Annotated in this window: 32 protein-coding genes; 18 read left to right on the forward strand and 14 right to left on the reverse strand. The window is 60.3% G+C overall.

Annotated elements, in window-relative coordinates:
- Nucleotides 1-29: 29 nt before the first annotated feature.
- Both ACOYQJ_RS15490 and ACOYQJ_RS15495 read left to right on the forward strand, forming a co-directional pair.
- Complete coding sequence (locus ACOYQJ_RS15490) at nucleotides 30-1,052, forward strand: aspartate-semialdehyde dehydrogenase (protein ID WP_422906945.1); 1,023 nt, start codon at nucleotides 30-32, stop codon at nucleotides 1,050-1,052.
- Nucleotides 1,053-1,771: 719 nt separating this feature from the next.
- A complete protein-coding gene (locus ACOYQJ_RS15495) occupies nucleotides 1,772-2,107 on the forward strand; it encodes a hypothetical protein (RefSeq protein ID WP_422906946.1) in 336 nt (111 codons plus the stop codon).
- A 4-nt stretch (nucleotides 2,108-2,111) separates the two neighbouring features.
- Here ACOYQJ_RS15495 and ACOYQJ_RS15500 read toward each other — a convergent pair whose 3' ends face one another.
- Nucleotides 2,112-2,759 (reverse strand): carbonic anhydrase, encoded by a 648-nt coding sequence (locus ACOYQJ_RS15500; protein ID WP_422906947.1) that lies wholly within the window; start codon nucleotides 2,757-2,759, stop codon nucleotides 2,112-2,114.
- Between the two features lie 154 nt (nucleotides 2,760-2,913).
- Between ACOYQJ_RS15500 and ACOYQJ_RS15505 the strand changes: the two genes are divergently transcribed.
- From ACOYQJ_RS15505 to speB, 4 genes are read left to right on the forward strand one after another with little or no spacing between them, the layout of a single operon-like run.
- The gene (locus ACOYQJ_RS15505; protein ID WP_422906948.1) at nucleotides 2,914-3,294 is read left to right on the forward strand and encodes a hypothetical protein; all 381 of its coding nucleotides are present in this window, start codon (nucleotides 2,914-2,916) and stop codon (nucleotides 3,292-3,294) included.
- Between the two features lie 59 nt (nucleotides 3,295-3,353).
- The gene (locus ACOYQJ_RS15510) at nucleotides 3,354-4,739 is read left to right on the forward strand and encodes a leucyl aminopeptidase family protein (RefSeq protein WP_422906949.1); all 1,386 of its coding nucleotides are present in this window, start codon (nucleotides 3,354-3,356) and stop codon (nucleotides 4,737-4,739) included.
- Nucleotides 4,739-5,593, forward strand: coding sequence for a C40 family peptidase (locus tag ACOYQJ_RS15515; RefSeq protein WP_422906950.1), 855 nt, complete (start codon nucleotides 4,739-4,741; stop codon nucleotides 5,591-5,593). Before ACOYQJ_RS15510 ends, ACOYQJ_RS15515 begins: the two co-directional genes overlap by 1 nt.
- 53 nt (nucleotides 5,594-5,646) lie before the next feature.
- The gene (speB, locus tag ACOYQJ_RS15520; protein WP_422906951.1) at nucleotides 5,647-6,606 is read left to right on the forward strand and encodes an agmatinase; all 960 of its coding nucleotides are present in this window, start codon (nucleotides 5,647-5,649) and stop codon (nucleotides 6,604-6,606) included.
- Here the strand turns inward: speB and rimM are convergent.
- From rimM to ffh, 11 genes are all read right to left on the reverse strand, one after another.
- Complete coding sequence (rimM, locus tag ACOYQJ_RS15525; RefSeq protein ID WP_422906952.1) at nucleotides 6,603-7,109, reverse strand: ribosome maturation factor RimM; 507 nt, start codon at nucleotides 7,107-7,109, stop codon at nucleotides 6,603-6,605. The two genes, speB and rimM, sit on opposite strands and share 4 nt — an antisense overlap.
- Nucleotides 7,102-7,257, reverse strand: coding sequence for a hypothetical protein (locus ACOYQJ_RS15530; RefSeq protein ID WP_422906953.1), 156 nt, complete (start codon nucleotides 7,255-7,257; stop codon nucleotides 7,102-7,104). Before ACOYQJ_RS15530 ends, rimM begins: the two co-directional genes overlap by 8 nt.
- A gap of 68 nt (nucleotides 7,258-7,325) precedes the next feature.
- Nucleotides 7,326-7,706: a 30S ribosomal protein S16 gene (gene rpsP, locus ACOYQJ_RS15535; RefSeq protein ID WP_422906954.1), complete on the reverse strand. Its 381-nt coding sequence runs from the start codon at nucleotides 7,704-7,706 to the stop codon at nucleotides 7,326-7,328.
- A 40-nt stretch (nucleotides 7,707-7,746) separates the two neighbouring features.
- Nucleotides 7,747-8,046, reverse strand: a complete 300-nt coding sequence (locus ACOYQJ_RS15540; RefSeq protein WP_422906955.1) for a chorismate mutase — start codon at nucleotides 8,044-8,046, stop codon at nucleotides 7,747-7,749.
- Nucleotides 8,039-8,641, reverse strand: a complete 603-nt coding sequence (locus ACOYQJ_RS15545) for a GNAT family N-acetyltransferase (protein ID WP_422906956.1) — start codon at nucleotides 8,639-8,641, stop codon at nucleotides 8,039-8,041. The genes ACOYQJ_RS15540 and ACOYQJ_RS15545 overlap by 8 nt, the downstream gene beginning before the upstream one ends.
- Complete coding sequence (locus ACOYQJ_RS15550; protein WP_422906957.1) at nucleotides 8,641-9,171, reverse strand: GNAT family N-acetyltransferase; 531 nt, start codon at nucleotides 9,169-9,171, stop codon at nucleotides 8,641-8,643. The genes ACOYQJ_RS15545 and ACOYQJ_RS15550 overlap by 1 nt, the downstream gene beginning before the upstream one ends.
- A complete protein-coding gene (locus tag ACOYQJ_RS15555; protein ID WP_422906958.1) occupies nucleotides 9,168-9,743 on the reverse strand; it encodes a GNAT family N-acetyltransferase in 576 nt (191 codons plus the stop codon). The genes ACOYQJ_RS15550 and ACOYQJ_RS15555 overlap by 4 nt, the downstream gene beginning before the upstream one ends.
- Entirely contained in the window at nucleotides 9,740-10,252 is a 513-nt protein-coding gene (locus tag ACOYQJ_RS15560) for a GNAT family N-acetyltransferase (RefSeq protein ID WP_422906959.1), read from the reverse strand. Before ACOYQJ_RS15560 ends, ACOYQJ_RS15555 begins: the two co-directional genes overlap by 4 nt.
- Nucleotides 10,249-10,776, reverse strand: a complete 528-nt coding sequence (locus ACOYQJ_RS15565) for a GNAT family N-acetyltransferase (protein ID WP_422906960.1) — start codon at nucleotides 10,774-10,776, stop codon at nucleotides 10,249-10,251. The genes ACOYQJ_RS15560 and ACOYQJ_RS15565 overlap by 4 nt, the downstream gene beginning before the upstream one ends.
- Complete coding sequence (locus ACOYQJ_RS15570; protein ID WP_422906961.1) at nucleotides 10,773-11,306, reverse strand: GNAT family N-acetyltransferase; 534 nt, start codon at nucleotides 11,304-11,306, stop codon at nucleotides 10,773-10,775. Before ACOYQJ_RS15570 ends, ACOYQJ_RS15565 begins: the two co-directional genes overlap by 4 nt.
- A gap of 6 nt (nucleotides 11,307-11,312) precedes the next feature.
- Entirely contained in the window at nucleotides 11,313-12,824 is a 1,512-nt protein-coding gene (gene ffh, locus ACOYQJ_RS15575; RefSeq protein ID WP_422906962.1) for a signal recognition particle protein, read from the reverse strand.
- Between the two features lie 434 nt (nucleotides 12,825-13,258).
- Between ffh and ACOYQJ_RS15580 the strand changes: the two genes are divergently transcribed.
- The 3 genes from ACOYQJ_RS15580 to ACOYQJ_RS15590 all read left to right on the forward strand — a co-directional run bounded on the left by ACOYQJ_RS15580 (nucleotide 13,259) and on the right by ACOYQJ_RS15590 (nucleotide 15,466).
- Entirely contained in the window at nucleotides 13,259-13,492 is a 234-nt protein-coding gene (locus ACOYQJ_RS15580; RefSeq protein ID WP_422906963.1) for a ferrochelatase, read from the forward strand.
- 220 nt (nucleotides 13,493-13,712) lie between these two features.
- Nucleotides 13,713-14,594, forward strand: a complete 882-nt coding sequence (locus ACOYQJ_RS15585) for a LysR family transcriptional regulator (protein WP_422906964.1) — start codon at nucleotides 13,713-13,715, stop codon at nucleotides 14,592-14,594.
- Nucleotides 14,591-15,466, forward strand: coding sequence for a DMT family transporter (locus ACOYQJ_RS15590; RefSeq protein ID WP_422906965.1), 876 nt, complete (start codon nucleotides 14,591-14,593; stop codon nucleotides 15,464-15,466). The genes ACOYQJ_RS15585 and ACOYQJ_RS15590 overlap by 4 nt, the downstream gene beginning before the upstream one ends.
- Nucleotides 15,467-15,476: 10 nt before the next feature.
- Here the strand turns inward: ACOYQJ_RS15590 and ACOYQJ_RS15595 are convergent, their stop codons facing one another.
- Nucleotides 15,477-15,815, reverse strand: coding sequence for an ArsR/SmtB family transcription factor (locus ACOYQJ_RS15595; protein WP_422906966.1), 339 nt, complete (start codon nucleotides 15,813-15,815; stop codon nucleotides 15,477-15,479).
- Between the two features lie 254 nt (nucleotides 15,816-16,069).
- Between ACOYQJ_RS15595 and ACOYQJ_RS15600 the strand changes: the two genes are divergently transcribed.
- The 9 genes from ACOYQJ_RS15600 (at nucleotide 16,070) to ACOYQJ_RS15640 (ending at nucleotide 24,839) form a co-directional block, all read left to right on the forward strand.
- Nucleotides 16,070-16,444: an AtpZ/AtpI family protein gene (locus ACOYQJ_RS15600; RefSeq protein ID WP_422906967.1), complete on the forward strand. Its 375-nt coding sequence runs from the start codon at nucleotides 16,070-16,072 to the stop codon at nucleotides 16,442-16,444.
- A complete protein-coding gene (locus ACOYQJ_RS15605) occupies nucleotides 16,434-17,234 on the forward strand; it encodes a F0F1 ATP synthase subunit A (RefSeq protein WP_422906968.1) in 801 nt (266 codons plus the stop codon). The genes ACOYQJ_RS15600 and ACOYQJ_RS15605 overlap by 11 nt, the downstream gene beginning before the upstream one ends.
- A gap of 69 nt (nucleotides 17,235-17,303) precedes the next feature.
- Nucleotides 17,304-17,528 (forward strand): F0F1 ATP synthase subunit C, encoded by a 225-nt coding sequence (locus ACOYQJ_RS15610; protein ID WP_011048925.1) that lies wholly within the window; start codon nucleotides 17,304-17,306, stop codon nucleotides 17,526-17,528.
- An 85-nt stretch (nucleotides 17,529-17,613) separates the two neighbouring features.
- On the forward strand, nucleotides 17,614-18,177 hold the full coding sequence (locus ACOYQJ_RS15615; RefSeq protein ID WP_422906969.1) for a F0F1 ATP synthase subunit B': 564 nt from the start codon (nucleotides 17,614-17,616) through the stop codon (nucleotides 18,175-18,177).
- A gap of 4 nt (nucleotides 18,178-18,181) precedes the next feature.
- Nucleotides 18,182-18,745 carry a F0F1 ATP synthase subunit B gene (locus tag ACOYQJ_RS15620; protein WP_422906970.1) on the forward strand — a complete coding sequence of 188 codons (564 nt, stop codon included), beginning with the start codon at nucleotides 18,182-18,184 and terminating at the stop codon, nucleotides 18,743-18,745.
- A 181-nt stretch (nucleotides 18,746-18,926) separates the two neighbouring features.
- The gene (locus ACOYQJ_RS15625; protein ID WP_422906971.1) at nucleotides 18,927-19,736 is read left to right on the forward strand and encodes a division plane positioning ATPase MipZ; all 810 of its coding nucleotides are present in this window, start codon (nucleotides 18,927-18,929) and stop codon (nucleotides 19,734-19,736) included.
- A 158-nt stretch (nucleotides 19,737-19,894) separates the two neighbouring features.
- Entirely contained in the window at nucleotides 19,895-20,293 is a 399-nt protein-coding gene (locus ACOYQJ_RS15630; RefSeq protein ID WP_422906972.1) for a hypothetical protein, read from the forward strand.
- Nucleotides 20,294-20,423: 130 nt separating this feature from the next.
- Nucleotides 20,424-23,879 (forward strand): chromosome segregation protein SMC, encoded by a 3,456-nt coding sequence (smc, locus tag ACOYQJ_RS15635; RefSeq protein WP_422906973.1) that lies wholly within the window; start codon nucleotides 20,424-20,426, stop codon nucleotides 23,877-23,879.
- Between the two features lie 120 nt (nucleotides 23,880-23,999).
- Nucleotides 24,000-24,839: a DMT family transporter gene (locus tag ACOYQJ_RS15640; RefSeq protein WP_422906974.1), complete on the forward strand. Its 840-nt coding sequence runs from the start codon at nucleotides 24,000-24,002 to the stop codon at nucleotides 24,837-24,839.
- Between the two features lie 22 nt (nucleotides 24,840-24,861).
- On the opposite strand, the gene ACOYQJ_RS15645 is transcribed toward ACOYQJ_RS15640, so the two are convergent.
- The gene (locus ACOYQJ_RS15645) at nucleotides 24,862-25,302 is read right to left on the reverse strand and encodes an NUDIX domain-containing protein (protein ID WP_422906975.1); all 441 of its coding nucleotides are present in this window, start codon (nucleotides 25,300-25,302) and stop codon (nucleotides 24,862-24,864) included.
- Nucleotides 25,303-25,315 lie beyond the last annotated feature (13 nt).

Consider the following 25,315-nt stretch of genomic DNA (forward strand, 5'->3'; position numbering starts at 1 on the left):
GCACTGACAAGAACCTAATGGAGGGCCAAATGGGCTATAGGGTCGTCGTCGTAGGCGCCACGGGCAACGTGGGCCGCGAAATGCTGAACATCCTCGCCGAGCGCGAGTTTCCTGTGGATGAACTTGCCGCGCTGGCATCGCGGAAATCCATCGGAACTGAAGTAAGCTTTGGCGACAAGACACTTAAGACCAAGGATCTGGCCACATTCGATTTCACCGGCTGGGATATCGCCCTGTTTGCCGTCGGCTCCGAAGCGACCAAGGAATATGCACCCAAGGCCGCGTCGCAGGGCTGTGTGGTGATCGATAATTCATCGCTTTATCGTTACGATCCCGATGTGCCGCTGATCGTTCCCGAAGTGAATGCCGATGCGGTCATGGGCTACACCAAGAAAAACATCATCGCGAACCCCAACTGCTCGACCGCGCAGATGGTTGTCGCGCTCAAGCCGCTGCATGACCGTGCAAAGATCAAGCGCGTCGTCGTCTCGACCTACCAGTCCGTGTCTGGCGCGGGCAAAGAGGGCATGGACGAGCTGTGGGAACAGACCAAGGCAGTCTATAACCCCACCAAGGATGTGCCGCCGTCGAAATTTACCAAAGAGATTGCGTTCAACGTGATTCCGCACATCGACGTGTTCATGGAAGATGGCTCCACGAAAGAAGAGTGGAAGATGGTCGCCGAGACCAAGAAGATCATTGATCCTTCGATCAAGGTCACGGCCACCTGCGTGCGGGTTCCGGTCTTTGTGGGCCATGCTGAAGCGATCAATATCGAGACCGAGGATTTCCTGGACGAGGACGAGGCGCGCGACATCCTGCGCGAAGCACCGGGCATCATGGTGATCGATAAGCGCGAAAACGGTGGCTATGTCACGCCCAAAGAGTGCGTCGGTGACTTCGCGACCTTCATCAGCCGCATCCGGCAGGATGCCACGATCGACAACGGCCTGAACTTTTGGTGCGTCTCGGACAACTTGCGTAAAGGCGCTGCCCTGAACGCTGTCCAGATCGCCGAAGTGCTGGGTCAACGGGCGTTGAAGAAGGGCTGAAAGGCCTGAAATCCATGTCGAAGAACATTTGGGCGGTGTCGGAAACGGCGCCGTCCTTTCTGTTTCGTTAAGGCGCTATTCCTAAGCGTAGAAAACCCCACCTCTCCTGTTTCGGAATCTATCCAACTCAAGGCTGGAAGTCATGCGGTGCACCTTGGTATACTGGTTTCATCAGGCGGCAGAAGCCGGACCAATAGCCAGAACGGCGGTTCCAAAACACAGGAGACTGTCCAATGCAGATTGATCTGGCTGATATAGCGCGTGGACGCAGGATTGTGGCAGTTGCGGCGCTGGAAACTGCGCAATGCGCGCGTCGGCCCCGACCCAAGATCACGCTTTCGGGTCGAATCATTCGGCGCTTCCTGTGGTGTCGGAATATCATCCTGACCTGAGCTCTCTCTCTGGCGCGGCGTGCTCACGCTCTCTCTCAGTCTCTCTTGTGACGCCGCGCCATGTCGAATTGTCCACGCCGGTAAGCCCGGCACATTGCGAAACCTTGCCTGATTGGCATTTCTCGGCGTGGGCAAAATTCGCTTTCCGCCAAAGCTGTATAGGCCGAAGAACGCGGCATGAGGTGGGAATCGGCGGCGCCGGTCCGGCGGTTTGGTTCAAACTCATAAAGGAATTGTTGCCGCAGCAGACGCAATCCAAAGGTTTTGGCCGCATTTATGCCGTTTTCTCCTGAGATGCTTTTTTCAGCACAGACAAGGAGCTGAGCTATGCGCCATCAATCCGAAGACAAGGCGAACTGGGCAAACGCACGGTCTCAAAGCGGTCTTCCTGAGCCTCGGGACTGTGAGACCCTTTTCCTTTTGCGCGGATTTCTTGGGCCGATCCTTGAAACAGCTCCGAGTTGGCAGGATCTTGCAACACAACTGTCGACCAAGGGTTATGGTCTTGCCTTTCGCGAAGGGCATCTGGTGATTCTCGATGAAGCTGGGAATGGCCTTTGCACCGGAAGCAGCTTGGGAATCCCGCTGCGCGAATTGTCCGCGCGGATCGGTCGGCCTGCCGTGCGTGCATCAGTAGATGGACATACGGGCGAGCTGCACTGATCTCTCAGACCGGCTGAAATGATCCGGAGTTGGGCTCAAGAAATTCCAGCCCGCCTTCGCCGATGTCTGTCCAAAGCCCGTGCAAGGTCAGTTCACCAGACTCCACCGCCGCAGCGACAAAGGGAAAAGTCATCAGGTTCTGGATCGAAACCCTGACCGATTCCTTTTCCAATTCCCGAGCCGCAGTTTCCGGCGGCGTGTCCTTGATGCGTTCATAGCCGGGACGCAGAATATCCATCCAGCGCCCGACAAAAGACGTGCTCTCTTCGAGATCCGGCGCACGTCCTTCGCACATATCGAGACAGCCCTGAACGCCGCCGCACAGAGAATGCCCAAGAACGATCACATGTGCCACTTTCAGGGACGTGACCGCAAACTCTACCGCAGCACTTGTGCCGTGCTGATTGCCGTCCGGTTCATAAGGCGGCACCAGATTGGCAATGTTGCGATGAATAAAGAACTCACCCTGATCAGCGCCAAAGATCGAGGTCACGTGCACCCGCGAATCGCAGCACGAAATGACCATGGCCCTCGGCCGCTGGCCTTCGTCTGCCAAACGGCGATACCACGCACGGTTCTCGGCATAGGCCGTGGCCTTCCAGCCGTGGTAACGTTGAACCAGGTATCCGGGCAGCGGGCGAACAGGGTGCATCGACGTTCTCCAAGTGTTTCTCGCGGAACTCGGCGATAAATACGCGGAATTCAAACCGAATTCGAGGGAAAAGAGCTTTGGCGGATAACGATTTGGGAAGGTCCTAAGCGCATTTTGCATCAAGCCGTGGGGGCAAAACCATATGGGGTGAGATGTGAAGGATATAACTTATCTAGCACCGGCGGAACATCCGCGCGTGGAGCATGGGCAAATCGAAACGCTGCGCAATGATCTTGGGTTGCATGCAGCCGAAGATGTCGTTTGTCGGGCAATGGAAGAGCTGGCGCAAAGGCTGTGTCAGGTGCAGGAGCAATCCATTCGTGGCCCAAGGGAAGATTTGCACAAGGGTTTGCGGGCGCTGGGCGCCATTGCCGACCAGATCGGGCTACAAAGCCTGTCAAAGGTGGCGCGCGATGTGATGATCTGCATTGAATTCGGCGATGGCGTGGCCGAGGCTGCCACGGTTGCCCGCCTTGCCCGCATGGGCGAAGGGTCACTTGCCATGCTTTGGGATTTGCAGGAGTTTTCGGTCTGAGCCCTTGCAGTTGCGCGCGGTCAGGATAGGCTTGCTTGCAAATGCTGTAGGGATGACCAATGCCGCTGACTTTCGCATCTGCCGACGCCGCCGTTTTGCCGCTTTATGTGCTTGAGCCTGACGCCCTTGCGGGCTGGCTTGCCAAGCAAGATCCGACAACGCGGCACTGGGTTGAGGCAAGCGGTTTTCAGGCTGCAATTGGTGCGACGCTTTTGCTTCCGGGACCAGACGGGGCTCCGATGGCCGCGCTTGCGGGATACGGAACCCCGGCGCAGCGCGCGCGCCAGCGGTTCGTATTGGCCGCCGCCGCCACCGCGTTGGCGCCCGGAGCATACCGTTTGGCCAACGCCTTGCCCGATGATCGACTTGAAACCGAATCCTTGGGTTGGCTTTTGGCAGGTTATGGATTTTCCCGCTACCGGGACAACGCGCCGAACTGCGCGGCCCTGGTTGCGCCGGAGGGCATTGATGCTGCCCGGATCGAGGCACTGGCCGAAGCCGAGGCGCTGACTCGCGATCTGGTGAACACGCCAGCCTCTGACATGGGGCCAGAGGCGCTTGAGCAAGCGGCACGCGATCTTGCAGGCAGATTTGACGCCAAGATCGAGGTGACGCTGGGCGATGCGCTGCTGGATGCGAATTTTCCGATGATTCACGCGGTCGGCCGTGCCGCCGAGCAAGCACCCCGACTGATTGACATGCGCTGGGGGCAGAGCGGACCAAAGCTGACGCTTGTTGGCAAGGGTGTTTGTTTTGATACAGGCGGGCTGAACCTCAAGCCCGGCGCCTCCATGGGGTTGATGAAAAAGGATATGGGCGGTGCGGCCAATACGCTCGGACTTGCTCATATGATCATGTCGCTGGGTCTGCCGGTGCAGCTTCGCGTCCTGATTCCGGCGGTCGAAAATTCGGTGTCTGGCAACAGCTTTCGCCCGCAGGATATCCTGACCGCCCGCAATGGCTTGACGGTCGAGATCAATAACACGGACGCCGAGGGGCGGTTGGTTTTGGCCGATGCGCTGGCCTTTGGAGCCGAAGAAACGCCTGACCTGATGCTGTCGCTTGCCACCCTGACCGGCGCTGCCCGCGTCGCCGTTGGCCCGGACCTCGCGCCCTTTTTCACCGATAGCGAAAGCTTCGCCGACGCTTTGACTGAAGCCGCCCCGCGCATGGCGGACCCGGTTTGGCGCTTGCCCTTCCACGACCCCTATGAGGCGCTGATCGAACCCGGCATCGCTGATCTGGACAACGCCCCCAAAGGCGGCTTTGCGGGTGCCATCACGGCGGCGCTGTTCCTGCGCCGGTTCACGCAGGGCGCGTCCGCATACGCCCATTTTGACATCTATTCGTGGCAGCCAACCGCCGCGCCGGGCCGCAGCAAGGGCGGGTTCGGTCAAAGCGCTCGGGCCATCCTTGGCGCGCTGCCAAAAGCGCTGGGCTTGTGATGGACCGCCGCCTTTTGCGCGATAACGGGCGCGTGGCCCATGTGTCTTTGAAAGGGCAAGTCGAGGCGCAAAGCTTTGTTGAAAGCACCCCGCAAAGCGTCGGATGGTCGGAACTACCTATCTGGAACGCGCCCGGCGGCGCCATTGACCGGACCCTGCTGTTTGGCGACATTTTTCATGTTCTGGAAGCCGGCCCCGGGTTCGCGTTTGGCTATGCGGGCCATGATGGCTATGTCGGTTACGTCGATGCGAACGGTCTTTTCGACCTTCCCGGCGAGATTACGCATCGGGTCAAAGCGCGGCTTACGCAGGCGCTTGATAAACCGACCTTAAAGACCTCGGGCGAGCATATTCCTTTGTCCTTGAATTCCGGGTTGCACGTCACCGATGACAGCGATCCCAAATGGGCCGAGATCGCCATGCCAACCGGGCGGCGTTTTGTTCCCAAGGTGCACCTGCGCCCCGAAGCAGCCCCGGAAACTGACCCGGTTGCCGTGGCCGAGCGTTTTTTGGGAACGCCCTATGTCTGGGCGGGCAATCATGCGCGGGGGATAGACTGCTCTGGTCTTGTTCAGATTTCCTGCCGGGCTTGCGACATCCCGTGCCCTGGGGACAGCGATCAGCAAGAGGCTGCTCTTGGTGAAACGCTGACCTCCGGAACGCCCCCCAAGCGCGGTGATCTGATGTTCTGGAAAGGCCATGTGGCATGGGTTTCGGACAGCGAAACCCTGTTGCATGCCAATGCCTTCCACATGGCCGTAGCTTACGAGCCGTTGAACGCCGCCATCGCCCGGATCAAGGCCCAAGGCGACGGTCCGGTGACCCGCCATGCGCGCCTGATAGCGGCGCGCTAAAAGTACATCAAAAAAGGGGCGGTGCCCCAGCCTGTTGCAGGAAGGAAAACGAAATGCCCTCTGATCCTTTTTTCCATCCGGTTTCGGGGTTTGATCTGCCCCGTTTTGCCGGGATCCCGACCTTTATGCGCCTGCCTTACGTCCCGGTCGATCATCCGCGCCATTCGGATGTTCAAATTGGAGTGGTCGGCGTGCCATGGGACAGCGGTACCACCAACCGTCCGGGGCCGCGCCATGCGCCACGCCAGTTGCGGGATGCCTCGACGATGATCCGGGCGCAACACGCGGTGACGGGGATGCGCCCGTTCGAGACCGCCAATTGCGCCGATCTGGGGGATGTTGGCCCCAACCCTGCGGACATTCTCGACTCGATGGAGCGTATTACCAGTTTTTACGACGATCTGGTCAAAGCCAACATCCGGCCGCTGACGGCAGGCGGGGATCACTTGACTTCGCTTCCGATCCTGCGCGCCTTGGGCAAGGAACATCCGCTGGGGATGATCCACTTCGACAGCCACACGGACCTGTTCGATTCGTATTTTGGTGGCACCATGTACACTCATGGCACGCCCTTTCGGCGGGCCGTGGAAGAAGGGTTGCTTGACCCCAAGCGCGTCATCCAGATTGGCATTCGCGGCAGCATGTATGACGCCGAGGATCGTGATTTTGCAAAGCAAGTGGGTATCCGGATCGTCACCATCGAAGAGTTCTTCGATCGCGGCATTCCCGATGTCATGGCCGAGGCGCGTGAAATCGTCGGCACAGCCCCGACCTATGTCAGTTACGATATCGACTTTGTCGACCCGACATTTGCCCCCGGCACCGGCACACCTGAGGTGGGCGGCCCAAACAGTTTTCAGGCGATCCAGGTCTGCCGCGAATTGACGGGCATGAACATTGTCGGCGCGGACATGGTCGAGGTTTCGCCGCCGTTCGATGCCTCGGGCGGGACGGCCTTTCTGGGCGTGAGTATCATGTTCGAGATGCTCTGCGCGATGCTGGCAGAAACCTAGTCGAACAGGCCTTCCGGCGGATCCGCTACGATCCGCCCCGAGGCCAGATCGACCGTTGGCACAACCGCTTGGGTAAAGGGCAGCAGCACGGTCTTGCTTTGACCGGGAACGATCAGTTCCAAGAGGTCGGCCGCGCCGTGGTTCTGGACCGACTTGACCTCGCCCAAAGGTGCGCCGCCCGCGTCAAACACGGACAGGCCAATCAGATCGGCATAGTAATATTCATCATCCGGCAATTGCGGAAGGCGGTCGCGCGGAGCAAACAGTCGGGTGCCACGCAGGGCGTCGGCCTCTTCCTTCGTGCCGACACCGGTCATTCGAGCGACGAAACCGTTCTTGGTTTCGCGCGTGATTTGTATGTCAAAACTGCCGCTACCGTCCTCGAGCGTCAGAGGCGTATAATCGGCAATCGCCAAAGGGTCAGCGGTAAAGCTTTTCAGGCGAACTTCGCCGTGAACTCCAAAAGCGCCTGAAATGGCACCAACGCAGACAAGATCACTCATGTGCATCCCCCGTGACGGAACAGACCCCGGTGCGCAGCCATTTGGCGCCTGCACTGACGCAGCGTTCCGAAGCTGCATTTCGTTCAAAGAAAACGCCCGCCACAAAGGCGACCATCAACAGCACGAAAAAGCGGATCAATCGAAACATCAGCGATAAGGGTCAGAACCCCCGGCGGACAGGTGGGCTGTCCGCCGGGGTGGGCTGATCGGACAGAATTATTCTGCCGATGCCTCTTCTTCAGCCGGAGCTTCTGCGGCAGCAGCAGCTTTGGCGGCTTTTTCTTCAGCGCGGTCCTGAGCTTTCTTGCCCGGTGCGCCTTTCTTGGGGTTGTTGCGCTCGGTCTTGGCGGTCACGCCAGCGGCTTCGAGGAAGCGGGCCACGCGGTCGGTGGTCTGCGCGCCCTGACCCAGCCAGTACTGGATGCGCTCAACGTCCATGTTGACGCGCTCTTCGCTGTCTTTCGGCAGCAGCGGGTTGTAGGTGCCCAGCTTTTCGATGAAGCGGCCATCGCGCGGCATACGGCTGTCAGCCGCAACGATGCGATAGAAGGGGCGCTTTTTGGAGCCGCCACGGGCGAGACGGATTTTAATAGCCATTGTGTTTCTCCTTTGAATGGCGTGGTGACGGACTGGTCCGTCAGGATTGGTATTGTTCGTGGTGATGGATGACTTCCTGAATGATGAAGTTCAGGAATTTCTTGGCGAATTCCGGGTCGAGATCAGCCTGAAGTGCCAAATCCTGGAGCCGCGCGATCTGCTTTTCTTCGCGCGCGGGGTCGGATGGGGGAAGGTCGTGCTGCGCCTTGAGGACGCCAACGGCCTGAGTATGTGCGAATCTTTCGGCCAGCGTGAAGACAAGGATCGCGTCCAGCCGGTCGATGCTTTCGCGATGCTCTTTCAGCAGCTCTGCTGCGCGGGTGACGGCAGTATCAGTCAATTGCAAAGCCTTTCGGTTTGAAGAGCGGATCTTGGTAGTGGGCGATTTCCATGTCGATCCCGTGGCCAAGCTGGCTTTGCAGTTGGGCAAGGGTGGGATGACGATAGACGGCGTCATTGCCATCGACGGTCTTCGCCTCGGGGTCTTTCATGCAGCCCAGACGCTCGGCCAACCGGATGGAATCGAGGTTCTTGGGGTCAATATAGCTGACCGCCGTTTCCCAGCCGAGTTCATGGTAGAAATAGCGCCGCACACGGTCGGTGGATTCAAGCGCATAGCCCTTGCCAGCCTTGTCGGGCCAGATGATCCAAGCAATCTCGCGCTCGGGCCACATCGCGGGGAACCAGCCGCCAGCCATGCCGACGGTTTCCTCGGTCTGCTTGTCGTGGACCATCCACATGCCGTAGCCGCGAATTTCCCAATGCCCGATTTCCGAGGCATAAAGCATCCATGTTTCATAGGCGTTCAGCGGCCCACCCATAAAGCGCGAGCGATAGCTGGCGAAGGTGGCCTTGAAGGCCGAATAATCCTCGGGCTTGGGGCTGCGCAGGACAAGGCGTTTGGTTTCAAGGACGGGAATGTCACGATGGCCCATTACACGGCCTCCTGCACAAAGGGATGGCGCCAGATTTCCAGCGTTCCAAAAGCGGGGTGCTCAAAGCTGCCGTCCGGAGTGCAGCCGAGACGTTTCGCCAAAGCGACCGAGCGTTGGTTGCCAGCCATGATTGCACTCATGGCGGTTGTCCAACCCAGAACCTTGTAAGCAAAGGCGCGGGCAGCAATGGCGGCTTCTTGCGCGATGCCGCGCCCTTCGGCGCCGTCGAACAGAGACCATGCGATTTCGGGCTCGGGCCAGTCATCAGGAAAGAAGGGGCCAACAATGCCCAACGGTTCATCATTGTCGCGACCCGCGACAATCCAACGGCCAAAGCCGCGCAGGTGCCAGTGCCCAATCAAAGCGGCAAACCCGGTAAAGGCGCCGTCCTGCGGAAACGGACCTCCGATCCCGGCGCTGCGCGGGCTGCGGCGAAAGGCACAAAAGGCGTCATAGTCGCGCGGCGCGGGCGCCCGCAGGATCAACCGCTCGGTCTGCAACGAAGGGATGCGGATCACTGTATCTGTCATGCCGCGCCCCCCGAATGATGGCGATAGACAAGCATATCGCCATCAACCAAGGCTTCGGCAACGGTGTCACGGCGCGCGCCAACACGTTCCATCAGGCGAATGCAGCGCTCATTGTCGGGCGCGACATACGACACGACGCTGTCCCATTTGAGCGCCTCAAAGGCATGATTTCGGGCGGCCTCAAGTGCCTCTTGTGCATAGCCCTGCCCCTCGACCTCTTCGGAAAGGAAGATGCCCAGTTCGGCCTCGGGATCGTCCCATTCATAGCCCAGTAGCACAAATCCCGCAGAAGGCGTGGTCAGCGCGTCGATGGTCCAGAGCCCGTGGCCATGCAGCAGCCAAAGCGAGGTGTAATTGGTAAATTCCTGCCAAGCCTCTTCACGGGTAAAGGGGCCGCCCATCAGGATCGAGCGATCGGACTCATAGATCTTGGCAAAGGTCTTGAAGTCATAGATCCGCGGCCCGCGCAATTGCAGGCGGCGGGTGTCGATGACCGGAACCTTGCCACAAAGCCGCGCGGCGGTACGTGCGCCGGGGCCGGGGCGATGCTGTTCGCAGGGCGCTTGGATCATGCCGCCACCTCTGGATGGCGCCAGGCCTGCGCAACGGTGCCGCGCAGTTCCATATCGGCTTCATAATGGGCGCCAAGCCTTTGGGCCAAGGTCTGCGACCGGGAATTGTCCGGCGCGATCGTGCTGATCAGTCGGGTCAGACCAAAGTGTTCGGCGGCGGCGCTACGGGCCGCTTTGGCGGCTTCAAAGGCAAGACCCTGCCCCTCGAACGGGGCCGCTATGCCATAGCCCAATTCAGGTTCGGGCCAGTCCATCGGATGGAAGATGCCAGCGAAGCCGATGAATTGGTCGTCGTCTTTCGGGGTGATGAACCACAGCCCATAGCCGCGCAAGTGCCATTGACCCACAAAACCCATCAAGGTTTGGCCGACCTCGACTGAGGTCTTGGGACCACCGTTAAAGGCGCTGCGCGGGTCCTGGTAATAGGCGCACAGGGCGTCGTAGTCGCCAAGCACGGGCGCACGCAGGGTCAGACGATCGGTTTCGATCACGGGGATTGAGGTGCTCATGCCAGCGCCTCCGGCCCGGGATGGCGCCAAAGCTCATCCTCACCCATGTTTTCGTTGAAATAGGTGCGCTCGTAGCGGGCACCAAGGCGGGCGGCCAAGGCTTTGGACCGCTCGTTCGAAGGAACAATGTTCGAAGTCAGCGTTGTGAAGCCGAGGTCTTCGTAGGCATAGCGGCGGGCGCGTTGCGCCGCCTCAAAGGCCACGCCTTTGCCCTCGAAGCCATCAAAAACCACCCAGCCGAGTTCCGGCTCGGGCCAGCTTTCGGGGTTCCAGATGCCGCTGATTCCAGCTGCTTGGCCTGTGGTTTTGTCTTCGATGGTGAAATAGCCGTAGCCGTGCCAGTGCCAATGCCCGACGTTCAGGCAGAACCAGCGCCAGGCTTCGCCGCGATTGGGCGATGCGCCGAACCCGGCAGCACGGGCCTGATCCAGAAGAAAGGCCATGACCGGTTCAGCGTCACGTTTTTCGGGACCGCGCAGGATCAACCGTTCGGTTTCCAGACGAGGCGCTTGTACGAGGCTCATGCGTAAGCCTCCGGGCTGCCGTCGGCGTCGGGGCTGTGGCGGAACACCAGCGTTTCAGCCGATGTCTCTCCAGTGGGCAGGTCGGCCTGTGCGTCGTGTTGGCCGCCAAGTCGCTTTGCCAGCGCGATCGAGCGCGCTTTGCCCGGGTGGATGTACGACACCAGTGTGTCAAAACCCTGATCCCAAGCCCAGGTCAGCGCAGCCGAGGCGGCCTCAGCTGCATAGCCTTTGCCTTCGGCGCCCGCAAAGAAGGTCCAGCCGATCTCACGCTCGGGGAAATGCGGGGGCTGCGTGATCGCGACCTGCCCGACAAAAGTGCCGTCCTTGAGGTCCACGCCCCAGCCGCCATGGCCCATCATGTCCCAGCTGCCGACCTCGGACGCCAGCCCGTACCACATATGTGTGCGGGTCTTGGGCGCGCCGACATATGTCGCCCGGTCGCTCTGGAAGAACTCCCAGAACGGGTCAATGTCACTCAGGACATGGGGGCGCAGCGTCAGGCGCGAGGTTTCGAGGATCGGCGCGGGCATCAGGCGTTACTTTTTCTTCCCGAAACCGGACAGGCCAGGTGGCAGGGCAGCGCCGCCGCCAAGGCCGGGGATCTTGCCGCCCATGCCCAGCTGCTTGGCCGCCGCTTCCAGCGCCTTGGGGTCCATCTGCGAGGGGTCCATGCCGGCCATGTCCGCAGGCATGCCGCCTTTGCCGAACATGCCTTTCATGGCCTGTTTCAGCATGCCGCCTTTGCCCATCTTGCCCATCTTCTTCATCATGTCGGACATCTGGCGCTGCATTTTCAGAAGTTTGTTCAGGTCTGCCACATCCATTCCGGCACCTGCTGCGATGCGCTTCTTGCGGCTGGCCTGAAGGAGCTGCGGATTGGCGCGCTCTTTCTTGGTCATCGACTGGATCAAGGCAATCTGCTGTTTCAGCACCTTGTCATCAAGGCCAGCGTCGCCAACCTGTTTGGCCATTTTGCCCATGCCGGGCATCATCTGCATCATGCCCTCCATGCCGCCCATCTTGATCATCTGTTCAAGCTGCATCTTGAGGTCGTTCATGTTGAACTGACCCTTGGAGAAACGGCGCATCATGCGCTCGGCCTGTTCGGCCTCAAGCGTCTGCTGGGCCTTTTCGACCAGCGAAACGATGTCGCCCATCCCAAGGATGCGGCCGGCGATACGCTCGGGCTCAAAGGTTTCGAGCGCGTCCATCTTTTCGCCAAGGCCGACGAACTTAATCGGCTTGCCGGTCACGGCACGCATGGACAGGGCCGCGCCGCCGCGTCCGTCGCCGTCCATCCGGGTCAGGACCACGCCAGAGATGCCGATACGCTCGTCAAAGTTTTCCGCAGTGTGCACCGCGTCCTGACCAGTCAGGCCGTCGACCACCAGCAGGGTTTCGCGTGGGTTGGCGACATCGCGGACGGCTTCGACCTGGGCCATCAGCTCTTCGTCGATGGACAAACGGCCAGCGGTATCGAGCATGTAGACATCATAGCCGCCAAGGGCCGCCTGTGTCTTGGCCCGCTTGGCGATCGCGACGGGATCTTCGCCCTTGACAATGGGCAGAGTGTCAACGCCGATCTGCTTGCCGAGGATCTCAAGCTGTTCCATGGCCGCCGGGCGGTTGACGTCGAGCGAGGCCATCAAGACTTTTTTGCCGTCCCGCTCTTTCAGGCGCTTGGCCAGCTTGGCCGTGGTGGTTGTCTTACCGCCGCCCTGTAGACCGACCATCAGGATCGGCGCGGGCGGAGTGTCAATTTTCAGCGTACCGGGGTCGCCCTCGCCAGCCAGTACCCCGATCAGTTCGTCATGGACAATCTTGACGACCTGTTGGCCGGGCGTGACGGACTTGGTCACCGCTTGCCCCGTGGCCTTTTTCTCGACAGCTTTAACGAAATCACGCGCAACGGGCAGGGAAACGTCTGCTTCCAAAAGCGCCACGCGAACTTCGCGCAGGGCGGTTTTCACGTCTTCGGCAGAAAGCGCGCCTTGCTTTGTCAGGCGGTCAAAGACACCGCCAAGGCGTTCAGAGAGATTTTCAAACATGAGGGGAACCCCTCCTTTTTCTGATCCTGTTGCGCCTTTAATTAAGGGCGCGCGGCCTGCATCTCAAACCCCATGGGTCTTGTGCAACACAGCGCATTCAAGCGGGCGTTCCACAAAGCACACACGCCCCCGTGGGCGCAACGCGCTGACGGAGGGCGATCCCGGGCAAAGACCCATGGGACCGGAAGCACACAGGACTCCCGGAAGGTTGGGGCGGGGTTACGGTGAAGCGCGACCAGAGTCAAGTTGTCAGGAGGCGGGTCGTGAAACTGGGGTCGAAACTGCCTAAAATGTGCGTTATCAGGGCAAGGTGATGCAAGATGAGAACAATTTTGCCGGTTGTGCCGCACCTGATGGAAATCACGGTTTTACTTTTGTGTTTTTTTATGGGAGTTGCTAACTTGGCGACCAATCGTCTCAAACGGAGTTTTACCATGAACAAATTCATCCTGGCGACCGCAGCGGTCGCTCTGTCCGCAAGCACCGCATTCGCAGGCATGTACGGCGACACCGCCGAAACCGAATCTGACCCCTTTGTGCCGGTTGAAACGGCTGCGGCAAGCTCGTCCGCCGGCGGCGTTGGCACAGCTCTGGCCGTTATTGCTGGCGTTGCAATCGTTGCGGCACTGGCCAACGCAGATTCGTCCTCGTCCTCGGGTTCGAACTAATCCCTGACCGGGGTTAAAGCCTTTAAAATATAGCATTCCGGCCATTCGTGGCCGTTCTGCACAATTGTGCCGGCGATCTGAATAAGGTCGTCGGCATTTTCGTTTTGGGCCTGCGCAAAACTCCGAAGGTGGGCCTCATTTTCGCGACGCTGGCCTTGTCTTTCCGGCCAGCAGATGGCGGTATTGCACGTTAGTGCGAATTTTGGCCGGGGCATGTCAGATGGAAAATTGGGACGAGGTTCGAACAGCCTATCACGTGGCGCGGCAGGGAACTGTCAGTGGCGCCGCGGACACGTTAGGCATGCATCATGCGACGGTGATTCGTCATATTGATGCTTTGGAGTCCCGGCTTGGGGTGAAGCTGTTCCAGCGCCATGCCCGTGGCTATACTGCAACAGAAGCCGGGACTGATCTGTTGCGCGTCGCCCAGACGACGGATGAGCAATTTCACCAGCTTGAAGGTCGAATCAAAGGTCGGGGCAGTGATGTCTCGGGCGAACTTCTGGTGACGTCCCTTGTCGCCTTTGCGCCGCTGATGGTCGGGGCGCTGACCACCTTTCGGCAGGCCTATCCTGATGTCACGGTGCGCTATCTGACGGATGACCGCGTGTTCCGGCTGGAATACGGCGAGGCACATGTCGCCTTGCGGGCTGGCAAGCAACCCGAGGAACCGGACAACGTGGTTCAATCCTTTGCCAGGCAGGACATCGCCCTCTACGCCAGCCGCGCCTATGTCGACGCGCATGGTCAGCCAAGCGGTGAGGCCGACCTGAAAGATCACGTCTTTGTCGGGCATGACGATCTGAACAATCGAGCGCCGTTCCTGCTTTGGCTGAGAGACACGGTCCCACGCGAAAACGTGGTCTTTCGCACTACGGATTCCCGAGTGATGGAACGCGCGATTCTTGCCGGGGCGGGGATCGGATTTCTGGGTGTGCGAGAGGCCGCGCAGTTGCCCGATCTGGTGCAGGTGATGCCCCCGCAAGAAAACTGGTCGTCGCCGCTGTGGCTGGTGACCCATGTTGACTTGCACCGTACCGCCAAGGTGCAGGCCTTTCTTGCGCATATCAAGGAGTACACCGGCGAAGGCTCTGCCCGATGAGCCAGGCCGGGAAGGGGCATCTGGCGATGCTCCTTTTTTCGGCGTTGGTGGCAGGGTCGTTCTCGCTTGGTGGTATGGCGGCGCCGTTTATTGATCCGGCAGTCATGAATGCCGTGCGCTTTGCGATTGCCGCGACCTCGCTTTGGGTGATCGCGGGCATGACCAAGGGGATCACGCCGCAGGTGTTTTACGCGCCATGGCGTTATCTGCTGCTTGCCGGTCTTTTTGCGATCTACTTTGTCACCATGTTTGAAGGGCTGAAAACGGCGACGCCTGTCAGCATGTCGGCGGTCTTCACCCTCAATCCCGCGTTGACTGCGATCTTTGGCTATACCGTGGTGCGGCAAGTGACGACCCCGTGGATGGCGCTGGCCATCGCGGTGGGGGCCGCAGGTGCGCTTTGGGTGATTTTTGATGGCGATACTACCAGTCTGTCCGCCTTTGAGATCGGTCGCGGCGAGACGATCTATTTCTGGGGGTGTATCGGCCATGCGCTGTACTCCCCGCTGCTGCGCAAATTGAACCGGGGTGAACCCGCGCTTGGGTTTACCGCGGGCGTGTTGACGGCAGGGGCATTGTTGCTCGGCGTCTGGGCGTTCCATGGGCTTTGGACGACGGATTGGGCTGGTTTGCCAGCCATTGTCTGGGTGACGCTTTTGTATGTGGCGCTGCCCGCCACTGCCCTGACCTTTCTGATCTTGCGCTACGCGACGTTGCGGCTGCCTTCGGCCAAGGTAATGGCCTATACCTATCTGACGCCAAGCTGGGTCATCCTTTGGGAGATCGCCTTGGGCAAAGGAGCGCCGCCAGCTATGGTCCTGCCGGGTGTGGGCCTGACGGCGCTGGCGTTGGTCATGCTTTTGCGGGACTGATAGCCAGTTCTTACGGCGTGTCTGAATTGTCCGGCAATTCCTGCGCCAGGAACCGTTCGAACGCGTCAAGGTTGACCGGTTCGAACTGGCCAAAACTCTGCATCCAGACCGAGGCATCCCGCAGGGCGTCGGGTTCAAGCTTGCACCACTTTACCCGCCCGCGTTTTTCCTGACTTATCAGGCCCGCCCCGGCGAGGATCGTCAGGTGTTTGGAGATTGCGGCCAGCGAGATGTCAAATGGTTCGGCCACATCGGTCACGGCCATGTCGTCCTCAAGCAGCATCGTCAGGATGCGGCGTCGGGTGGCATCGCCGAGGGCGGCAAAGACGGTGTCGAGATGGGCGCTCATGACCCTTCATAAGGACGCTTGCGCGGCAAGGGTCAAGAGAGGCTGCGTGAATACTCAACCAAATCGTTGAATATAGAGAAATGGCGGTATCTGCGCCGAGGGCGGCTGCGACGGAATGACCGTGCATGTCAGAGGCGGAAAGAAGATCAATGGTTTCAGTATATTAAAGGTATTGAAATGGCTGTTAACACCATGTTGACTCAGCCGCCCCCTCGGCTTAGCAACCAGTCAACTCTCTGAAAGAGGTGTTTAACGTGGCCGAGCCCGATCCGAAGGATAAGCTGAAGCAGCTGGAAGCCCGGATCGAAGCGGTCAAACGGGCCGAAGCGGGCGCGAAAGCACATCAGGAAGAGCACTACTCTCAGGCCAATCTGGCCTGGCGAATGGTGACGGAAATGGTGGCCGGTCTCGGGATCGGCTTTGGCATCGGATACGGGCTTGATGTGGTGTTTGGCACCATGCCGTTCCTCATGGTGCTGTTCACATTGCTGGGGCTCGCCGCAGGCATCAAGGTCATGATGCGCAGCGCGGCTGAGATCCAGCAAAAGCAGATCGCCCAGACGGGCAAAGACGTTGAAGGGGCCACCCGCACGCCGGGGGCTAGCGAAGGGGACAAAGATGGCGACTGAGACGCATGGTGCAGAGGCCACAGGCCAGGTTGCAGAGGCCGCACATGGCGCAGCTGAAAGCAGCAGCCTTGTTTTCCACCCGATGGACCAATTCATCGTAAAGCCTTTGTTCGGTGACGGCCCGGTTGGCGCCTTTACCATCACCAATGTGACGCTCTGGCTTTTCCTTGCCGTCGTGGTGATCGTCGGTCTGATGGTTGTCGGCACCTCGCGCCGCGCCGTTGTCCCGACGCGCAGCCAGTCGATTGCAGAGCTGGCCTATGGCTTTGTCTACAAGATGGTAGAGGACGTCAGTGGCAAGGAGGGGTTGAAGTATTTCCCCTACATCATGACCCTGTTCATGTTCATCGTGGTGGCCAACTTCCTTGGCCTGATCCCCATGTCCTTTACAACCACCTCACACTTTGCAGTGACCGTGGTTCTGGCGCTGGCGGTGTTCCTGACCGTGACCATCCTTGGTTTCGTTAAGAACGGCGCGTCGTTTCTGGGCCTGTTCTGGGTGTCTTCTGCGCCGCTGGCGCTGCGCCCGATCCTGGCGATCATCGAACTGATCTCGTACTTCGTGCGCCCGGTCAGCCACTCCATTCGTCTTGCTGGCAACCTGATGGCAGGGCACGCGGTGATCAAGGTGTTCGCGGGCTTTGCTGCGATCGCATTGGTCTCGCCTCTGTCGATCATCGCCATCAGTGCAATGTACGGCCTTGAAATCCTTGTGGCCTTCATTCAGGCCTACGTGTTCACAATTCTGACCTGCGTCTATCTCAAGGACGCGCTTCACCCGCATCACTAATGGAAGCGGTGGGGCTGGATCCCCACCCTGCCGCATCTACCTCAACTTCCAATCGTAAGGAGAATTCACATGGAAGGCGATCTCGCACACATCGGCGCAGGCCTGGCAGCAATCGGTTCCGGCGCAGCCGCAATCGGTGTGGGCAACGTAGCAGGCAACTTCCTTGCCGGCGCGCTGCGCAACCCCTCCGCAGCTGCTTCGCAGACTGCAACTCTCTTCATCGGTATCGCATTCGCGGAAGCGCTGGGCATCTTTGCCTTCCTCGTCGCGCTGCTGCTGATGTTCGCCGTCTAATCCACGGAACACCGATCCTTACGCGCGGGCGGCTTGGCTAACCTAGGCCGCCCGATGTAACGACAACGTTCCGACGGAGGACGACATGGCGACCGAAACCCACGGAGCAGAGCACGCAGCACAGTCTGTCAGTGCCTGTGTGGACTCCCATGGCTCCGCTTTGGGAATGCCGCAGCTTTGCAGCGAATGGATTCCCAACCAGGTCATCTGGCTGGTCATCACTCTTGTGGTGATCTTCTTTGTTCTTTCTCGCATTGCGCTGCCGAGGATTGCCTCGGTTCTGGCGGAACGTCAGGGAACAATTACCAATGACATCGCTGCCGCCGAAGAGCTGAAGCGCAAGGCACTCGAAGCCGAAGCCGCTTACGACAAGGCGCTGGCAGATGCCAAAGCCGAAGCGCAGGCCATCTCGCAGAAGACGCGGGATGAAATCAAAGCCGAGCTTGACGCCGCTCTGGCCAAAGCTGACGAACAAATTGCTGCCAAGGCAGCCGAGTCCGAAGCAGCCATTAACGAAATCCGCGCATCTGCCGTGGACGCCGTTGAAGAGGTCGCCAAAGACACGGCAGCGGCCATTGTTACCGCACTTGGTGGCAAGGCAGATGCCAAGGCAATCGCATCGGCTGTCGCCAGCCGGGTTAAGGGGTAAGACAATGCGCAAGCTTATCATTCCCGCCGCCCTCGCTGGCCTGACCGCTTCCCCGGCATTTGCCGCGAGCGGGCCGTTCTTCTCGCTTGGCAACACGAACTTCATCGTGCTGCTGGCTTTCCTGCTGTTCATTGCGGTCCTGTTCTACTTCAAGGTTCCCGGAATGTTGGGCAAGCTGCTCGACAAACGGGCCGAGGACATCCGCGACGAGCTGGACGAAGCCCGCGCTCTGCGTGAAGAAGCCCAGTCGCTTCTTGCCAGCTACGAGCGAAAGTCGCGCGAAGTCCAAGAGCAGGCCGACCGCATCATCGCGCATGCCAAGGAAGAAGCCGAGATTGCAGCAGTACAGGCCAAGGCCGACATTGAGGCTTCGATCGGCCGCCGCCTTTTGGCTGCCGAGTCGCAGATCGCTTCGGCTCAGACCCGCGCCGTCAAAGAAGTGCGCGATCGCGCTGCCACTGTGGCCATTGGCGCGGCCAAAGACGTGGTGGCCGCTCAGATGACTGCGACAGACGCAGGCCAGCTGATCGACGATGCCATCGCAGAAGTGGGCGCCAAGCTGCATTAACCTGCTGGCGCACTGCGAAAATTCGAAGGGCCCGGCGCGTTGCGTCGGGCCTTTTGCTGTGCGGCGATGGAGACACGGGTTTTGGAAAGCATTTGCGCCATGCTTTTCTTGACGTCGCACACAAGATACTGTTTGAGCCAACCTCCACAGGTGGATATGTGGGGACAAAAAGGGACAAAACGTGGCACATATCATTGCTGTCGGGAACGAAAAGGGTGGCGCGGGAAAATCCACCGTATCCATGCATGTGGCGACGGCTTTGGCCCGCATGGGGCACCGCGTCGGCGTGTTGGATCTGGACCTGCGCCAGCGCAGCCTGGGCCGCTATATCGAAAACCGCCGCGCCCATCTGGACAAGCTCGGCATCGATCTGCCCAGCCCGAATTATACTGAACTTCCCGAGGTGGATACAGCCGATCTCGCGCCTGGGGAAAACGCCTATGATCACCGCCTGTCCCGGGCCGTGGCCGAGTTGGAGCCGAAGTCGGATTTTATCCTGATCGACTGCCCCGGCTCGCACACACGTCTGAGCCAGGTTGCGCATTCTCTGGCCGATACGCTGATCACGCCGCTCAACGACAGCTTTGTCGACTTTGACCTGCTGGCTCGTGTCGACAGTGACGGCGACAAGATCCTTGGTCCCTCGGTTTATTCCGAGATGGTCTGGAGCGCGCGGCAACTGCGCGCCCAAGCGGGGCTTCAGCCGATTGACTGGATTGTTCTGCGCAACCGACTTGGCGCACAGCAGATGGTCAATAAGATGAAGATGGAAAAGGCCCTGCTGCGCCTGTCCAAACGCATCGGGTTTCGCACCGCGCCGGGCTTTTCCGAGCGCGTGATTTTTCGCGAGTTGTTCCCACGTGGCCTCACTCTGCTGGACCTCAAGGATGTCGGTGTCAAACAGTTGAACATTTCGAACGTCGCGGCCCGGCAGGAATTGCGGGACCTGATAAAAGCGTTGAAGCTGCCCGGGGTTGAGGTGCGGTTTTAACCCCCGTTTCTGACTGTGAAAGAAAAGGTCCGGTTCGGACGACCCGGCCTTTTGCGCTTTGGCATCACGGCTGTAAAGGTTGCGCTGGTCGAAACCATCTGTGCCCGTTTCTGGTACGCATTAACCTCATGGTAACCATGAGCACACAAGATCGAGACATGCGGTTTCTCCTGCTCTCTCTTATCCTTGTGCTCTGCGCCTGCGATTCCGCCGGACCGGGGTTTCGCGGCGCCGACAAGGTGCAGGTCGACTACGAAGGTTCGCGGTTCACCCTTCGTCGTCGCGGAGACGTGGTCGAAGCGGTGCGAACCTCGCCTGAATTTATCCCTCGGTTCGAGGCCGTCGCGCGCCGCGCCGCGATTGCAGCACAGATCGAAACCGGTTGCCACGCGTCTTGGGTCGAAGGCGACCCGGCCATGATGCTGATCGGCCTGTCCTGCAACGGCGCAAAGGCGCCCGCAAAGCCAAAGCGGCGCAAGATGCTGTATTGCGATCTGTACGATCTTTCGGGGCGGGACGGGGTATATGCTGGTGCGATGGAGTGCGGAAAATACTGAAATCCGCCGTCCTCATTCAATATCTTGTGGAGAACTCCCGCCGGCGCTCCATATGAAGCGTTTGTTTGGTTGACAGAACCCCCGGTGAAACGCCAGTCTTCCCTTCAATAGCGGATTCGAGGCAGCGTTCTTGCGGTTTAACAAACTCAGACTTACCGGCTTTAAAAGCTTCGTCGACCCGACGGATCTTCTGATTGCGGATGGCCTGACCGGCGTTGTCGGGCCAAATGGCTGTGGCAAGTCCAACCTGCTGGAAGCCCTGCGTTGGGTCATGGGCGAAACCCGTGCCAAGGCGATGCGCGGCGGCGGGATGGAGGACGTGATCTTTGCCGGTGCGGCCTCTCGTCCGGCCCGAAATTTTGCCGAGGTTTGCCTGACCATCGACAACAGTGACCGTCTGGCGCCCGCCGGCTTTAACGACAGTGATCAGCTTGAAATTACCCGCCGGATCACTCGTGATGTCGGCAGCGCTTACAAAGTGAACTCCAAGGACACGCGGGCGCGCGACGTTCAGATGCTTTTCGCGGATGCCTCTACCGGGGCGCATTCGCCTGCGCTGGTGCGGCAGGGGCAGATTTCCGAATTGATCAATGCCAAGCCCAAGAACCGCCGCAAGGTGCTTGAGGATGCGGCCGGGATCGGTGGTCTGTATCAGCGTCGTCACGAGGCAGAGCTCAAGCTCAAGAGCACGGAAAGCAATCTGCTACGTGTCGATGATGTGATCGAGGCGCTGGCAAGCCAATTGGGGCAACTGGCCCGTCAGGCGCGCCAAGCCGCTCGGTATCGCGCCATTGGCGAAGAACTGCGGCAGGCCGAGGGGTTGCTGCTGTATCGACGTTGGCGCGAGGCGGACGATGCCCGCCTGAAGGCCGAAGAGTTGTTGCGCACACGCTTGGCGCAGGCCGCCAAGGCTGAGGCTTTGGCCCGTGACGGCGCCGCCGTCCGTCAAAGCCGCGAAGATGCGCTTCCGCCATTGCGCGAGGAAGAGGCCATTGCCGCAGCGGTGTTGCAGCGTCTGAGCGTCCAGCGGGACACGTTGACCGATCAGGAAACGCAGGCCGAAGAGCGGATCAAGACGCTGTCCAACCGGATCGAACAGCTTGCCCGTGATATGGAGCGCGAGGCCGGGCTGAACCGCGACGCGGGCGAGACGATTGCGCAGTTGGAATGGGAAGCGCGCGAACTGGCCAAAGCCGCAGAAGGCCATGAGGACAAGTTGGCCGAAGCGGCCGAGGCGGCGCGCGAAGCCGGTATCGTTTTACAAGAGCGCGAGGCCGATCTGGGCCAGCGGACCGAAGATGTCGCGCGTCTCGCCGCCCGCCACCAATCGGCGCAGCGTTATCTGTCCGACTGCCGCAAGACGCTGGAGCGCAGCGAAGGGGATGCCGCACGCGCGCGCGAAACAGTTGAGGCAGCGCAGGCGACGGTACAGGGAAGCAAGTCCGCCACCGACGAGGCGCGGGAGCGGCAGGCAAAGGCTCACTCCATGGCGGAGCGTGCTGAAAACGTTCTGGCCGAGGCTGAAGCCGCCCGGGCAGAAACACAAGCCCGTGAGGCAGATGCCCGCGCCGAGCGTTCGGAAGCCGAGGGCGAAACCAACGCGCTGCGCGCCGAGGTCACGGCTTTGGCGAGATTGTTGGATCGCGATACCGCTGAGGGTGGCCAGATTCTTGACCGCTTGCAGGTTGAGCAGGGCTTTGAAAAGGCCTTGGGCGCGGCACTGGCCGACGATCTTCGTGCGCCCGAAGTGGAAGAGGATGGCCCGACAGGCTGGGCCGTGCTGCCCGCCTATGACGAAAACCAGCCCCTGCCGCCGGGCGTGACCGCCTTGGTCCAGCATGTTTCGGTGCCGGATGTCCTGAATCGCCGGATGGGGCAGATCGGTCTTGTGTCAGCAGACGAAGGCAACCGCCTGCAACCGCATTTGAAACCGGGTCAGCGGCTGGTCAGCCTTGAGGGCGACCTGTGGCGTTGGGACGGTTTCCGTGCATGGGCCGAGGATCAACCCTCGGCTGCGGCGTTGCGGCTTGAGCAGTTGAACCGGCTTGAGGCGCTCAAGCAGGAAATGGCGTCAGCGACGGCGCGGCTTGACGGAACCCGCGCTGCGCATGAGGCGTTGTCCGCACGTCTGGCGGATCTGACCCGCGCCGACAAGGCAGCGCGCGAGGCCCGCCGCGAGGCCGACCACGAGTTGAACCAAGCCACCCGCGCTTTCAACCGCGCCGAGGCGGACCGCGACATGGCCGAGGGCAAGCTGGAAAGCGCCTCGATGGCTGTGAAGCGCTATGAGGACGAAGCCGGGGCCGCGCGCGGGCAACTGCTTGAGGCCGAGCGCGCCTTGGCAGGTTTGGACGATCTTGAGAGCGCGCGCCTTGAGGTAGAAGACGTCAAGATGACGGTCGAAGCCGCGCGCATGACGATGATGTCGCGTCGCTCGGCTCATGACGAGTTGCGCCGCGAAGGTGAGGCCCGCAAGGGACGGTCTCAGCAGGTCACGAAAGACCTGTCCGGCTGGCGTCACCGCCTTGAGACCGCCGAGAAACGGGCAGGGGAACTTGCCGAGCGCAAAGTGCAGGCCGAGGAAGACTTGGCGCAGGCCTCGGAAGTGCCCGCCGAACTGGCAAGCAAGCGCGAGGAACTGTCGTACCAGATCGACAGCGCCGAAGTCCGCCGGTCCGAAGCAGCAGATGCACTTGCGAGTGCGGAACATGCGCTGCGCGAGGCCATCGCCAATGAGCGCGAGGCGGAACGTCTGGCGGGCGAAGCCCGCGAGGGCCGCGCCGCCGCCGAAGCACGTGCCGAAGCTGCCCGCGAAACGGTGGCCACCGCCGCCGAACGGATTGCCGAGGATCAGGAGACGACGCCCGCGCAATTGCTTGAAAGTCTTGCGGCAGACCCGGACGACATGCCGGATGCCGACCGTCTGGAGGCTGAGGTGGCGCGTCTGAAGCGTCAGCGCGACGCTTTGGGTGCGGTGAACCTGCGTGCCGAGGAAGACGCCAAGGACGTGCAGGATGAGCATGACGAGTTGGTGCGCGAAAAGGCGGATCTGGAAGAGGCCGTCAAAACCTTGCGAAACGGCATCGCTAGCCTGAACCGCGAAGGGCGGGAACGTCTTTTGACTGCCTTCGAGCAGGTGAACAGCAACTTTTCGATGCTGTTTACCCATCTGTTTGGTGGCGGTGAGGCCAATCTGGTGATGGTCGAAAGCGATGATCCGCTGGACGCGGGTCTTGAGATCATGTGCCAGCCTCCGGGCAAGAAACTGTCGGCGCTTTCACTGCTGTCGGGCGGAGAGCAGACCCTGACCGCGCTGGCGCTGATCTTTGCGGTGTTCCTTGCGAATCCGGCGCCGATCTGTGTGCTGGATGAGGTTGACGCGCCTTTGGACGATGCCAACGTCACGCGTTTCTGCGACATGCTGGACGAGATGTGCCGCCGCACCGACACCCGTTTTCTGTGCATCACGCACCACGCGGTGACCATGGCACGCATGGACCGGTTGTTTGGCGTGACGATGCAGGAACAAGGGGTTTCGCAGCTTGTGTCCGTCGATCTGAAGGTGGCCGAGAAAATGGTGGCCTGAGGCCGCTGTGCGGCGCTTGTTCCTTGCGGAACCTCGCCCCGCCCACCGTCCCGTTGCCGTCTTCGTGACAAAGTCGCAGTTCCGCTGGCAGCAGGGTTACGGCCGCGCTAAAGCTTTGGCATGCGACTGTTTCTTCTCACCACCCTGACCATGGTGGCCTTTGCCGCCAATTCTGTTCTGACCCGGGCTGGCGTGGCAGAGGGCGGACTGGATCCCATGTGGTTTGGGGTGATCCGGTTGGCCGCAGGGGCTGTGACCCTGGCCGGATTGACTTTCGTTCTGCGCGGGCATTTGCAGTTCAGCGGAGCGGGACGTGTGGCCGGCGTTATCGGTCTTTTGCTATATATCTTTGGATTTTCGCTGGCATATACGGCGCTGGACGCGGGAATGGGCGCGCTGATCCTGTTTGGCACGGTTCAGATCACCATGTTCGCGGGCGCGTTTCTGGCGCGCGAACAGACGCCTTTACTTCGTTATTTTGGCGCCGCACTGGCCTTTGGCGGATTGGTCTGGCTTCTTTGGCCTCAATCCGGGGCGACCGATATAGATGGCGCGGAATGGTTTATGGCGGCAGCCGGGGTGGGTTGGGGCATTTATTCGCTGGCGGGCCGGAAAGCGACGGACGCTTTATCCGGGACCGCCGCGAATTTTGTGATTGCAGTGCCAATCGCCGTTGTATTTGTGGCCGCCTTGCCAGTTGTCGAACCGCCCAGTTTTGAATGGGGCGGTGTCTGGTTGGCCGTTATCAGCGGATCCGTCACTTCGGGGCTTGGCTATGCCCTGTGGTACAGCGTTTTGCCACGCCTGCAGGGAACAATCGCCGCTGTTGCGCAACTGACCGTCCCGGTGATCGCCATGGCGGGGGGCTTGGTTATTCTGGGTGAACCGCTGAGCCTCGATTTCGTCATCGCGGCTGCGGTGGTTTTGGGTGGCGTGGGGGTGTCGCTGATCAAGCGATAGGGGGCTGTCATTTCGGGCGGCATCACCGCAGGATCGGCTCGAGCGGGTCGTAATGTATGCCTTCCCCCCATGCGATCCGCAGCAGACTGTCGGGTTTCAGTTTTAGTTGTTCGGCCTCGTGGCACGAAAAGAACCGTCGCTTGTTGACGATGCCTTCGGGGTCTTTCCAATCGTCTGACAGAACCCCGGACATGATGGTGGCGCGAAAGAAAACCTCGACCTGATGAAAGCTGCCCGCGGGGTCGTGGAATTCGTTCACCAGGCAGGGCAGACCGACCTTGATCCGCAAGCCGGTTTCCTCGAAGACTTCGCGCGCCAAGTTGTCAGGCAGGCTGGCGCCACGCTCTACGCCGCCACCGGGCGCGCACCACAGGTTGCTGTCCGGAGCCGGCCATGCGTTGACCAGCAAAAGGCGGTTCTGATGCAGGATCACGGCGCGGGTCGCAAGTCGTGGGCTTGGCATGGGCCTCTCCTTT

Source organism: Pacificoceanicola algae (assembly GCF_049341065.1).
In the GTDB taxonomy this organism is placed as follows: domain Bacteria; phylum Pseudomonadota; class Alphaproteobacteria; order Rhodobacterales; family Rhodobacteraceae; genus Pacificoceanicola.

What these genes read in the sequence shown, in the direction of transcription:
- ACOYQJ_RS15630 (WP_422906972.1), top strand. Translation starts at nt 19,895, where the DNA reads ATGCGGTTTCTCCTGCTCTCTCTTATCCTTGTGCTCTGCGCCTGCGAT.
- ACOYQJ_RS15560 (WP_422906959.1), bottom strand. Translation starts at nt 10,252, where the DNA reads ATGAGCACCTCAATCCCCGTGATCGAAACCGATCGTCTGACCCTGCGT.
- rpsP (WP_422906954.1), bottom strand. Translation starts at nt 7,706, where the DNA reads ATGGCTATTAAAATCCGTCTCGCCCGTGGCGGCTCCAAAAAGCGCCCC.
- ACOYQJ_RS15620 (WP_422906970.1), top strand. Translation starts at nt 18,182, where the DNA reads ATGCGCAAGCTTATCATTCCCGCCGCCCTCGCTGGCCTGACCGCTTCC.
- ACOYQJ_RS15545 (WP_422906956.1), bottom strand. Translation starts at nt 8,641, where the DNA reads ATGGGCCATCGTGACATTCCCGTCCTTGAAACCAAACGCCTTGTCCTG.
- ACOYQJ_RS15490 (WP_422906945.1), top strand. Translation starts at nt 30, where the DNA reads ATGGGCTATAGGGTCGTCGTCGTAGGCGCCACGGGCAACGTGGGCCGC.
- ACOYQJ_RS15595 (WP_422906966.1), bottom strand. Translation starts at nt 15,815, where the DNA reads ATGAGCGCCCATCTCGACACCGTCTTTGCCGCCCTCGGCGATGCCACC.
- ACOYQJ_RS15610 (WP_011048925.1), top strand. Translation starts at nt 17,304, where the DNA reads ATGGAAGGCGATCTCGCACACATCGGCGCAGGCCTGGCAGCAATCGGT.
- ACOYQJ_RS15590 (WP_422906965.1), top strand. Translation starts at nt 14,591, where the DNA reads ATGAGCCAGGCCGGGAAGGGGCATCTGGCGATGCTCCTTTTTTCGGCG.
- ACOYQJ_RS15500 (WP_422906947.1), bottom strand. Translation starts at nt 2,759, where the DNA reads ATGCACCCTGTTCGCCCGCTGCCCGGATACCTGGTTCAACGTTACCAC.
- ACOYQJ_RS15605 (WP_422906968.1), top strand. Translation starts at nt 16,434, where the DNA reads ATGGCGACTGAGACGCATGGTGCAGAGGCCACAGGCCAGGTTGCAGAG.
- ACOYQJ_RS15640 (WP_422906974.1), top strand. Translation starts at nt 24,000, where the DNA reads ATGCGACTGTTTCTTCTCACCACCCTGACCATGGTGGCCTTTGCCGCC.
- ACOYQJ_RS15585 (WP_422906964.1), top strand. Translation starts at nt 13,713, where the DNA reads ATGGAAAATTGGGACGAGGTTCGAACAGCCTATCACGTGGCGCGGCAG.
- speB (WP_422906951.1), top strand. Translation starts at nt 5,647, where the DNA reads ATGCCCTCTGATCCTTTTTTCCATCCGGTTTCGGGGTTTGATCTGCCC.
- ACOYQJ_RS15515 (WP_422906950.1), top strand. Translation starts at nt 4,739, where the DNA reads ATGGACCGCCGCCTTTTGCGCGATAACGGGCGCGTGGCCCATGTGTCT.
- ACOYQJ_RS15550 (WP_422906957.1), bottom strand. Translation starts at nt 9,171, where the DNA reads ATGACAGATACAGTGATCCGCATCCCTTCGTTGCAGACCGAGCGGTTG.
- ACOYQJ_RS15495 (WP_422906946.1), top strand. Translation starts at nt 1,772, where the DNA reads ATGCGCCATCAATCCGAAGACAAGGCGAACTGGGCAAACGCACGGTCT.
- rimM (WP_422906952.1), bottom strand. Translation starts at nt 7,109, where the DNA reads ATGAGTGATCTTGTCTGCGTTGGTGCCATTTCAGGCGCTTTTGGAGTT.
- ACOYQJ_RS15510 (WP_422906949.1), top strand. Translation starts at nt 3,354, where the DNA reads ATGCCGCTGACTTTCGCATCTGCCGACGCCGCCGTTTTGCCGCTTTAT.
- ACOYQJ_RS15645 (WP_422906975.1), bottom strand. Translation starts at nt 25,302, where the DNA reads ATGCCAAGCCCACGACTTGCGACCCGCGCCGTGATCCTGCATCAGAAC.
- ACOYQJ_RS15565 (WP_422906960.1), bottom strand. Translation starts at nt 10,776, where the DNA reads ATGAGCCTCGTACAAGCGCCTCGTCTGGAAACCGAACGGTTGATCCTG.
- ffh (WP_422906962.1), bottom strand. Translation starts at nt 12,824, where the DNA reads ATGTTTGAAAATCTCTCTGAACGCCTTGGCGGTGTCTTTGACCGCCTG.
- ACOYQJ_RS15555 (WP_422906958.1), bottom strand. Translation starts at nt 9,743, where the DNA reads ATGATCCAAGCGCCCTGCGAACAGCATCGCCCCGGCCCCGGCGCACGT.
- ACOYQJ_RS15570 (WP_422906961.1), bottom strand. Translation starts at nt 11,306, where the DNA reads ATGCCCGCGCCGATCCTCGAAACCTCGCGCCTGACGCTGCGCCCCCAT.
- ACOYQJ_RS15530 (WP_422906953.1), bottom strand. Translation starts at nt 7,257, where the DNA reads ATGTTTCGATTGATCCGCTTTTTCGTGCTGTTGATGGTCGCCTTTGTG.
- ACOYQJ_RS15580 (WP_422906963.1), top strand. Translation starts at nt 13,259, where the DNA reads ATGAACAAATTCATCCTGGCGACCGCAGCGGTCGCTCTGTCCGCAAGC.
- ACOYQJ_RS15615 (WP_422906969.1), top strand. Translation starts at nt 17,614, where the DNA reads ATGGCGACCGAAACCCACGGAGCAGAGCACGCAGCACAGTCTGTCAGT.